Source organism: Candidatus Neomarinimicrobiota bacterium (assembly GCA_016784545.1).
In the GTDB taxonomy this organism is placed as follows: domain Bacteria; phylum Fidelibacterota; class UBA8477; order UBA8477; family JABMPR01; genus JABMPR01.
Map to the genome: position 1 here is coordinate 1 of JADHUM010000086.1, position 9065 is coordinate 9065.

The window sequence follows — 9065 nt, forward strand, 5'->3', positions numbered from 1 at the left end:
TTGGATATTATGCACTTGGTGATGGTATTTCGGCCATTCTGACCAGAAATCCTGGTCAAATCAATCCTGTTTATTTGAAGAAACACCGATACCGACAATTAAACCTGATTTTTAACTGATATAACGGGGGAACTTCAATAATGGATTATGTTTCCAAATGTAACCCCAACGATTATGTTTAATGCTCTGTCAGGAGTGAATTATAGGATATGATAAAAAAATCATTCAAGGGACATAGTCCCAAAATACATCTAGATGCATGGGTAGCTGAAAATGCCGTCATCATAGGCGATGTTGAAATTGGCGCCGGTACAAGTATATGGTACAATGTTGTCATTCGTGGTGATTTGAATAAAATCAGAATTGGTGAAAATGTCAATGTCCAGGATGGAGCTATCCTCCATGTGGAATGGGAGGACGGACCTTGTCTTATAGGCGACAGGGTCACCATTGGTCATCAATCAATTGTCCATGGATGTATTGTAAAGGACGATGCCCTGATTGGTATGGGAGCAACCGTATTAAGCTGGGCTAAAATTGATGAAGGCGCACTGGTTGCAGCCGGAGCCCTGGTCAAAGAACATGAGCATATCCCGGCGAGGACACTCTGGGCTGGTATCCCGGCCAGGCAGAGAGCGGTAATTGATGAGGATATGTTTCAGCGCATGCAAACCGGCTGGAAACACTATGTTGAACTGGCAGAGAGTTACAGGAGTGAAGATGATACCCTATCAGATCATTGAAAAAAAATCATTGGGTCAATCGCTTATTGACAGTGAAATCAGGGACTTCATACTTGCCTATACAGATGGTAGTATTCCGGATTATCAAATGTCCGCTCTGCTTATGGCCATTTTTATCAAAGGGATGAGCACCGAAGAAACGCTCTCCCTTACGAAAGTTATGTTGGAGTCCGGGGAACGAATGGATTTTAGCTCGGCTCCTGGTTTTGTAGCAGACAAACACAGCACCGGCGGCGTGGGTGATAAGGTTTCCATTCTGCTGGCTCCCATTCTTGCTGTATTAGGTATACATATTCCTATGATATCAGGGCGAGGACTTGGACATAGTGGTGGAACCCTGGATAAATTGGAATCCATTCCCGGGTTCAACGTGAATCTCGATTTGAATGACTGGCATGACATGGTCCTAAAAGAGCATGTTGGTCTCATCGGACAAACAGGAAATATTTGTCCTGCCGATAAGAAAATTTATTCCCTGAGAGATGTTACCGCCACGGTGAGATCCATCCCCCTGATTTCTGCCAGTATCATGAGTAAAAAAATTGCCGAAGGCATCCAGGGGCTGGTCCTGGATGTAAAAACGGGGAATGGCGCCTTTATGCAGACTCCTGAAGATTCTCGAACATTGGCCAACAGTCTGGTTTCCATTGGAAAGGGGTATGGGATTAAAACCACTGCCCTGATCACCGATATGAACCAACCACTGGGTTCTGCTATAGGCAATTGGTTTGAAATGGAGGAATCACTGCGGGGATTGCAGGGAACTGGCCCGGCAGACCTTATGGATGTCACCTATGCATTGGGGGCGGAGATTCTGAGGATGTCAAATCCAAAGCTATCCCAGCAAGCTGCCATTGATATGCAATCCAAAACTGTGGCAGACGGCTCAGCTTTTGAAAAGCTCAAAAGAATTACTGAATTGCAGGGTGGCGATCCTGGTGTTCTGGATAACTTGAGCAACTACCCCAAAGCAAAATTTTCTGGGGTGATCCCTGCACCTGAATCAGGGTACCTCGCTCACATAGATACCATGGCCCTTGGTTTTGCAGGTATACAACTTGGAGCAGGCCGACGCAAAATTACAGATACCATCGATTATTCCAGCGGAATGTATATCCATGGTAGAATTGGGGATAGTCTGAATAGGGGTGACGACATTCTCACGCTTTACTCCAATGATGAAACAGCCCTTAACGAAGTACTGGCACAGGGTGAGAAATTCTTTTCCATAGAGCAATCACCACCTGAAATACCACCGCTCATACTTGAAAGAATCGAGTAAGCCACACCACAAAAACCCCGCTCCACCCAAGTTCAAAATTGTTCACTTTTCTGGTTTGAAGAGGAGCTTCCAGCAACTATATGATCCCTTGATGTTAGAAGTGATTATAAATAGGACAATTATCCACATATGCTAAGTACCAATAATGTTAGTTTGACCTTTGGTGGTCAGAAGTTATTTGAAGACGTAAACATCAAGTTTACACCAGGAAACTGTTATGGACTCATCGGAGCCAATGGTTCTGGAAAATCCACCTTTCTCAAACTGTTGGCCGGAGATATCGAAATGCAAAAGGGCAACGTCAGTATGGGGCCAGGGGAACGCATGTCGGTGCTAAAACAGGATCAGTTTGCCTATGATGAATTCACCGTTTTGGAGACCGTTCTGAAGGGCAATGAGATTCTTTTCAATATCATGCAGGAAAAAGATGCGATTTATATGAAACCGGATTTCTCTGATGCAGATGGGATGAGAGCCGCAGAGCTTGAGGCTGAATTTGGTGAAATGGGTGGCTGGGAGGCCGAGTCTGAAGCCATGGTGCTTCTGGCAGGGTTGGGACTTGAAGTGTCCTATGCTGATCGCGGAATGAAAGATCTCAAGGGTTCTGAAAAAATAAAGGTTTTGCTGGCTCAGGCCATATTTGGTAATCCTGACATTCTGCTTCTGGATGAACCTACTAATCACCTTGACATCAAAGCCAAGGATTGGCTGGAGCAATTCCTGCTTGGCTTCACCAACACAGTAATTGTTGTCTCCCATGATAGACACTTTCTGAATAAGGTCTGTACCATGACTGCCGACATTGATTTTGGCAAGATTACAACCTATGCAGGCAATTATGATTTCTGGAGACAATCCAGTGAATTGGCTCAAAATTTAAGAAATAATCAGAATAAAAAAGCTGAAGACAAAGCCAAAGAGCTAAAAGCATTTATCTCACGTTTCTCAGCCAACGCCAGCAAGTCAAAACAGGCTACATCCAGGCAAAAGCAATTGGAAAAATTGGAATTAGGGGATATGCCAGTATCCACCAGAAAATATCCCTATATCCATTTTGAACCAGCCAGAGAGGCTGGCAAGGACATCCTGACAGTTGAGGGGTTGACCAAGAGCATTAAAGGCAAAAAAATACTGGATAATGTCTCGTTTCACATTGCTAGAGGTGAAAAAGTTATTTTCCTGGCTGAAAACGAACTGGCGACCACGACACTTTTTAAAATTCTCGCCGGTGAAATGGAACCAGATTCCGGTTTTGCCAGCTGGGGCGTTACCACAACCCAGTCATATTTCCCTAAGGACAATACCGAATATTTTGAACCAGGGAAATATAACCTGATAGATTGGCTCCGTCTATATTCCGATGATCAACATGAACCTTATATCCGTGGGCTGCTGGGCCAGATGCTTTTCTCAGGGGAAGATGCATTTAAGAAAACCAATGTGCTTTCTGGTGGGGAGAGGGTCAGATGTATGTTTGCCAAGATGATGGTGACAGGTGCCAACGTACTCATGCTGGATGGTCCAACCAATCACCTGGATCTGGAAAGCATCACTGCCATCAACGAAGGACTTATTCGCTTCAAGGGAAATATACTGTTCACATCCCACGATCATGAGTTCAATCAGACCGTATCAAATCGCATCATTGATCTTGATGCCAAGTCTGTCGAAGTCAATGTTTCAAGCTATGATGAATATCTTGGATTGCATTAGGACAGCATTTAGACCGATCCTGAATTAAATCTATACGGGAAACCCGCCAAATATTTTTGGTCCCAGGGAATAAATCCGAGGGATATTTTCAGTATGTACATGGCTTGCCACTACTTCACCTGAAAAGATCATATGATCACCTGTAATCAAGCTATCCTTCAAAACACATTCAAAATTTAGGCTCGCCTCTGCAAGCAAGAGACCATCGATCATCACAGCGGGTTGAGTTGGGGTGCCCAGAACTTTTAATTTGTCCAGATCCCTGCCTGACTCAGAACCAAAAAATCTGACTTCCTCAGCCATCCGTATAGAGGGGTAACTGATAACAAATTCTTTTTGTTTCCGCATCAGTTCGTAGGTATAGCGCTCAAATCCAATGGATATTGCCATCATCCGTGGTTCAATAGATGTAAACATAGCCCATGCTGCTGACATGGGGTTGTATCTTCCATCTTCATCTTTGACAATTACTATACTCACGGTCTCAGGATAGTGTAATGCGCGGCTTTCTCGGTAATCAGTAATTTTCTGCATGGTCACAGTTTAGACGCTGATTCTATAGTTGTCATGGACAATAATCAAAATGATCAGAAATTTTTACGCAGGTGATTCAAAAACCCTGAAGTATTTGTTGGTTGGAGCCACTGAATGTTTTGATACAAAATTTATGGAATAAATAATATCATCTATAGTTAATAGCTACAAAGGCACTATTTTTGCTTTTAGCAAAGAAAATGTTAGTCTTGGGTTCAATCCAATACTAAATTTTTGTGTAATAGCAATCATTAGCATAGACAATGATTATATATAATGAATAGCTTGAATAAGACTTACAGCTTAAAGGGGATTAAAGATGGACGTGAAATTGAAACAACAGGCCAGCGCAATTACCGAATTGACATTTGATTTGTTGAGGTGCTGTGAAGCCAAAGAAAAAATGTTTGCTAAAGACCATGGACTAAAAGTTGCTGAATTCCGTTGTTTGAGAATTGTCGAAGCGGGAAAATCCTACTCTGTACAAGAGCTTGCTACTAGTATGCATCTCTCTCCAAGCCGTTTGACCAGAATTATTGATGGTCTTTTTGCAGAAAAATTGGTTGACCGCGTCCAAAGTATTGAAGATCGAAGATTTGCAAAAATCAGCCTCACCAACAAGGGTCAAACCCTGGTAGGTAAGCTGAAAGAAGAGTACGCAGATCTCCACGGTGAAATGCTGAAAGATATCTCTGTTGAAGATAGGGATAAGATATACAATGGTATTTCTTTGATGCAGGGATTGGTAAGTACCTGGCTAGTCAGAAACGCCTGATTCATATTACTGATTTTGGGAAAAAGTCCGGTTTATACCGGACTTTTTTTATTTCACTTGCGGAACAATTGACAGAGTAGAGACTAGGACAGACAGAATGAATAAGCTGGCAACTTTGTGTTACCTACGTGATGGCGAGAAGACCTTGATGCTTCATCGCAATAAAAAAGTCAATGATATGCATGAGGGGAAATGGAATGGCCTAGGTGGTAAAGTTGAGGAGGGTGAATCTCCAGAGGCCTGTGCCATGAGAGAAGTATTGGAAGAATCAGGGTTGCAGGTCTCCAGACCACAGCTAAAAGGGTTTATCACCTTTCCAGATTTTGATGGCGAAAACGATTGGTACGTGTTTGTATACCGATTTGATGAGTTTATCGGCAAGTTGATAGATTCTCCAGAAGGTCATCTCCAGTGGATCTCAAAAGCTGAACTAAAAGACATCCCTCTCTGGGAAGGAGACCGGATTTTTATGGATTGGTTGGATCAACCAGGTATTTTCTCTGCGGTTTTTAAATATGAATCAGGTGAACTTCTTAATTGGAATGTGACCTGGTATTAAAGTATAATGTATTCTGTTATTGAACTTAATGGGGAATGAGAAATAAAATGAAAAAATCCTTTATCCGACCTTTGATTCTGTTGCTAGCCGTACCTATGCTTTTTGCCCAGATCAAATCAATTTCTGGCACCATTAGAAATTCGGTTACACTTGAACCTTTACCATATGCAAATCTTACCATAAAAGGCACTTATCTGGGTGGCACCTCTAATGTGGACGGCTACTTTTACCTTGGTGGCTTATCTCATGATAGTCTACTGGTTGTCTGCTCTTATATGGGATATAATTCCTATGGCAAACAATTCTTTTTTGAAGATGATACCCATATCATTATCCCGATCCATATGAAACCTCAAACCCTGGGAGGGGAAGAGGTCGTGGTTGAAGATTCGCTACTGGAAGTGCCTGAGATCAGAATTACATCTCAACTCCCTGGACCCGAGCAGCCCCAAAATATTGTCCTTATGCAAACGGAGGAGCTCGAGAACGATGGATTCTCATATGAGCTTATGGCTCCGACTCGCTGGCTGCATCCCACCGGTGAATTTACCCGATATGTTATTGATGGTGTCCCAGTAGAAAATACACGTCACCTTTACAATATTTATCCAGCATTCAACATGGATGCGGTGAAGCATATCGAAAATCATGGCGCTGGCAATGTGAGACAAACTACTACCGACCCAGTAGGTACGACTGAATTAATCTATCAGGAAGGTAATCGATCAAAAACGGATGTCCGCGCAATTCTGGGGCTGGTTGAGAGTGGGCTTACCACATCAGGTCCTCATCCTGCTGGTGGCTCATGGTATTTTTCTGGCCGTCGCATAGATTTTGATGCGATCTACTCATTGAGTACTACCCAATCAGATAGCGTCTATCGAAGATTCAAGCCTGATTATTATTTTTATGATCTGAATGGAAAAATCACCTTCGATATAAGCGAAGATACCAAAATATCAGGCAACATGTACCTGACCTTTGACAAACTGCATTGGTTGGGAGCCCAGGGACGCAGTGCACACTCAAGTTGGTACAACAGCTTTATCTCAACACGCATACAACACCGATTTAGCCCCAGGCTGGCAACGCTTACAAATTTATATGGTAGGAATTATCATACTTTTCTGAGAGCTGACCAGATTCCGTTTGGTTTATCCCAGGACTTAAATGGTGATTTTACCAACGATCTGAGCACCTACGGAATATCCACCCATGCCGAATACTTCCTGGGTCGCAACAATATGGTATCTGCAGGAATGAGCATTGATCTGCTAAACTCTGATCTGGCCTACGTCGATTCCAGCACCTTAATGGATGTTTCCGGTTTGATATTTAAAGCCAAGGCAGGGTATCGATACACATTACCCTATAATCTGTCTACAGATGTAGGGCTTCATACTGTCTACTCTTCCTTTGCAGAAAAGCTGGCTGTGAATCCAAGTCTTCGCGTTCAGTGGGAACCTTCGAACATTTACTCTGCCTATTTTTCAATGGTACAATCCACGTCTACAAACCGGGAAGTATCTCTCTCAAATACTTTGAGCCAACCACTCCTGGATATTCTGATTCCAGTAGATAAGAGTCTCGATATGCCTGGTGAAGTTGATATTAGTCTGGGAGGAAGTTTCATGCCCCGTATTGGGTATGATATATCCGCTGAGATATTCACCCGCCTGCTTGAGAATCCCACACTCCTTGATAGTAGCTGGCAGGGGGATTTTAGCGCACAGGATAAATGGTTGATTCCCTATGAATCAGGTTTGGTGAGCGGATTCAATCTTTCAATGGAAAAATTAACCCCTGGCATTCGAACCCTGGCAAAATATCGATTTTCCACGGCAACTCTCACTGACACTACTGGTGTCAAGGACCTCCTCCCAGGACACAGACAACATGAATTCTATTTTACTCTAGATGGAAAATTCAGGGACAATATGGGCTACAAAATGGATTTTGCCCTGGCTTCAGGAAAACGCTATTTTGATAGCGATCAAAGCTGGGAATGGTCATCAGCCTATCATAGACTTGATTTATCCTTTTACCGTGAGGTTTCATGGGAAAAGGTGGATGGGAAAGTCAGTCTGAAACTTATCAATCTGACCAATAGAAGGAATCTTGAATTTAACGAAGCCAGCTGGGTGACAAACAGTCTCCAGGATAGAACCTTTGTTCTATTGCCGTTTATGCCCACCATCAATTTTGATTTTGTTTTCTAACCAGAGGTAGAAATTTTTACCAAAAAGAGGCTGTCTCAGAACCTGAGGTAGTCTCTTTTCTTTTACCACGGATTCACACCCGTCTCTGCTCGTTGAGCTACGCCGGGCAGGCAGATTTCCACAGATTTATGTAAAATCCAATCTTCAGAAGTCTTAACGGCTACCTCCGAGATAACTGTTAAGATCCGTATCCAGTTCCATTTTTTTAATCACCTTAATGATTAGACAAACCAAATGGTTCTTTGGTATCCATTCATCCAAAATTGAGGGAAAGAGTTGAGACTGGTGCAGGTCGTATGCTTTTAAGCTACCTTAAGGGGATAAAGGGTTCTTAATAAACTAACAGGTTATGAATCTCGTTTTTGGCTTAAGCTGCTTCCCGAAACAGATCCGCTTTGTTCGTTAATTGTATCCATCACTTCTTTTTCGTTCTGCACGTCCCGGCATGTGTCAGTGCTAAACCTTTCTTTGGAGCCAGTTAACGGGACAAATCTCCGAAATAGCTGGATCGAACGTATGCCAAAAAGACAGCTCTGATTGCAAAGAGAAATCCCCCTATGAATAGAACACCAAATATACCTTCTGCCAAAGAGGAAGAATAGAAAAGCATGTATAACATTAGTCCCACAAAGGAAGGATTTACTTAGCTCTTTACCTCAATCTGCCAAGTATTTCCTTGTGACAAGATCATCATTGGCAACGCAAGACTCCACACTCCAAATATTCCTCCCCTGAAGAAACACTTGTCCCCTTTTTTGTAAGAAGCCACATACATATTTGATTGTTCACAGATTAGATTTGGATTTCTCATGGATCGGGTTCTGGAGGTGATCCAATATTCCCGAATGTATATATCGGATATTGACCCAGGTTTATCCTCGTCATGTGTGAAAAACACATACAAATCGTAAAAGAACCAGATCAACCCTAGAAAACTAATTACTGCTCCAGTGTTTAGACCCAAATCAACTCCTTAGCGTGCAACTGCTGCTTTAAGCTTGAGTTGCTTGCTGAAACAGATTCGCTTTGTGAGTTAACTGAATCCCTCCACATCATTTTTATTTTGCACTCCCGTGCGTGTGAGTCAGATTGAAGCTTTAATTAGTCGTCCCTGATAAACCACGTTTTACGCCACCTGGATTTTGGCTGTATCGCAACAAGCGTCAATGTTTCTAATAACTTGCCATATTTGATCGATTTTGGTACGGATAAAATCAGGCGCAAAAAGGATGGCTCTAAG

Annotated in this window: 7 protein-coding genes; 6 read left to right on the forward strand and 1 reads right to left on the reverse strand. The window is 42.7% G+C overall.

Annotated elements, in window-relative coordinates:
* Positions 1-209 precede the first annotated feature (209 nt).
* The 3 genes from ISR87_14765 (at position 210) to ISR87_14775 (ending at position 3738) form a co-directional block, all read left to right on the forward strand.
* Complete coding sequence (locus tag ISR87_14765) at positions 210-743, forward strand: gamma carbonic anhydrase family protein (protein MBL7026703.1); 534 nt, start codon at positions 210-212, stop codon at positions 741-743.
* A complete protein-coding gene (locus ISR87_14770) occupies positions 721-2025 on the forward strand; it encodes a thymidine phosphorylase (GenBank protein MBL7026704.1) in 1305 nt (434 codons plus the stop codon). The genes ISR87_14765 and ISR87_14770 overlap by 23 nt, the downstream gene beginning before the upstream one ends.
* 129 nt (positions 2026-2154) lie before the next feature.
* The gene (locus tag ISR87_14775) at positions 2155-3738 is read left to right on the forward strand and encodes an ATP-binding cassette domain-containing protein (protein MBL7026705.1); all 1584 of its coding nucleotides are present in this window, start codon (positions 2155-2157) and stop codon (positions 3736-3738) included.
* A 30-nt stretch (positions 3739-3768) separates the two neighbouring features.
* On the opposite strand, the gene ISR87_14780 is transcribed toward ISR87_14775, so the two are convergent.
* A complete protein-coding gene (locus ISR87_14780; GenBank protein ID MBL7026706.1) occupies positions 3769-4272 on the reverse strand; it encodes a flavin reductase family protein in 504 nt (167 codons plus the stop codon).
* Positions 4273-4591: 319 nt separating this feature from the next.
* Between ISR87_14780 and ISR87_14785 the strand changes: the two genes are divergently transcribed.
* From ISR87_14785 to ISR87_14795, 3 genes are all read left to right on the forward strand, one after another.
* Positions 4592-5047: a MarR family transcriptional regulator gene (locus ISR87_14785; GenBank protein ID MBL7026707.1), complete on the forward strand. Its 456-nt coding sequence runs from the start codon at positions 4592-4594 to the stop codon at positions 5045-5047.
* Positions 5048-5144: 97 nt separating this feature from the next.
* Positions 5145-5606, forward strand: a complete 462-nt coding sequence (locus ISR87_14790; GenBank protein MBL7026708.1) for an 8-oxo-dGTP diphosphatase — start codon at positions 5145-5147, stop codon at positions 5604-5606.
* A gap of 47 nt (positions 5607-5653) precedes the next feature.
* Positions 5654-7825, forward strand: a complete 2172-nt coding sequence (locus ISR87_14795; GenBank protein ID MBL7026709.1) for a TonB-dependent receptor — start codon at positions 5654-5656, stop codon at positions 7823-7825.
* The last annotated feature ends 1240 nt before the right edge of the window (positions 7826-9065 follow it).

What these genes read in the sequence shown, in the direction of transcription:
- ISR87_14765 (MBL7026703.1), top strand. Translation starts at nt 210, where the DNA reads ATGATAAAAAAATCATTCAAGGGACATAGTCCCAAAATACATCTAGAT.
- ISR87_14780 (MBL7026706.1), bottom strand. Translation starts at nt 4,272, where the DNA reads ATGCAGAAAATTACTGATTACCGAGAAAGCCGCGCATTACACTATCCT.
- ISR87_14790 (MBL7026708.1), top strand. Translation starts at nt 5,145, where the DNA reads ATGAATAAGCTGGCAACTTTGTGTTACCTACGTGATGGCGAGAAGACC.
- ISR87_14785 (MBL7026707.1), top strand. Translation starts at nt 4,592, where the DNA reads ATGGACGTGAAATTGAAACAACAGGCCAGCGCAATTACCGAATTGACA.
- ISR87_14775 (MBL7026705.1), top strand. Translation starts at nt 2,155, where the DNA reads ATGCTAAGTACCAATAATGTTAGTTTGACCTTTGGTGGTCAGAAGTTA.
- ISR87_14770 (MBL7026704.1), top strand. Translation starts at nt 721, where the DNA reads ATGATACCCTATCAGATCATTGAAAAAAAATCATTGGGTCAATCGCTT.
- ISR87_14795 (MBL7026709.1), top strand. Translation starts at nt 5,654, where the DNA reads ATGAAAAAATCCTTTATCCGACCTTTGATTCTGTTGCTAGCCGTACCT.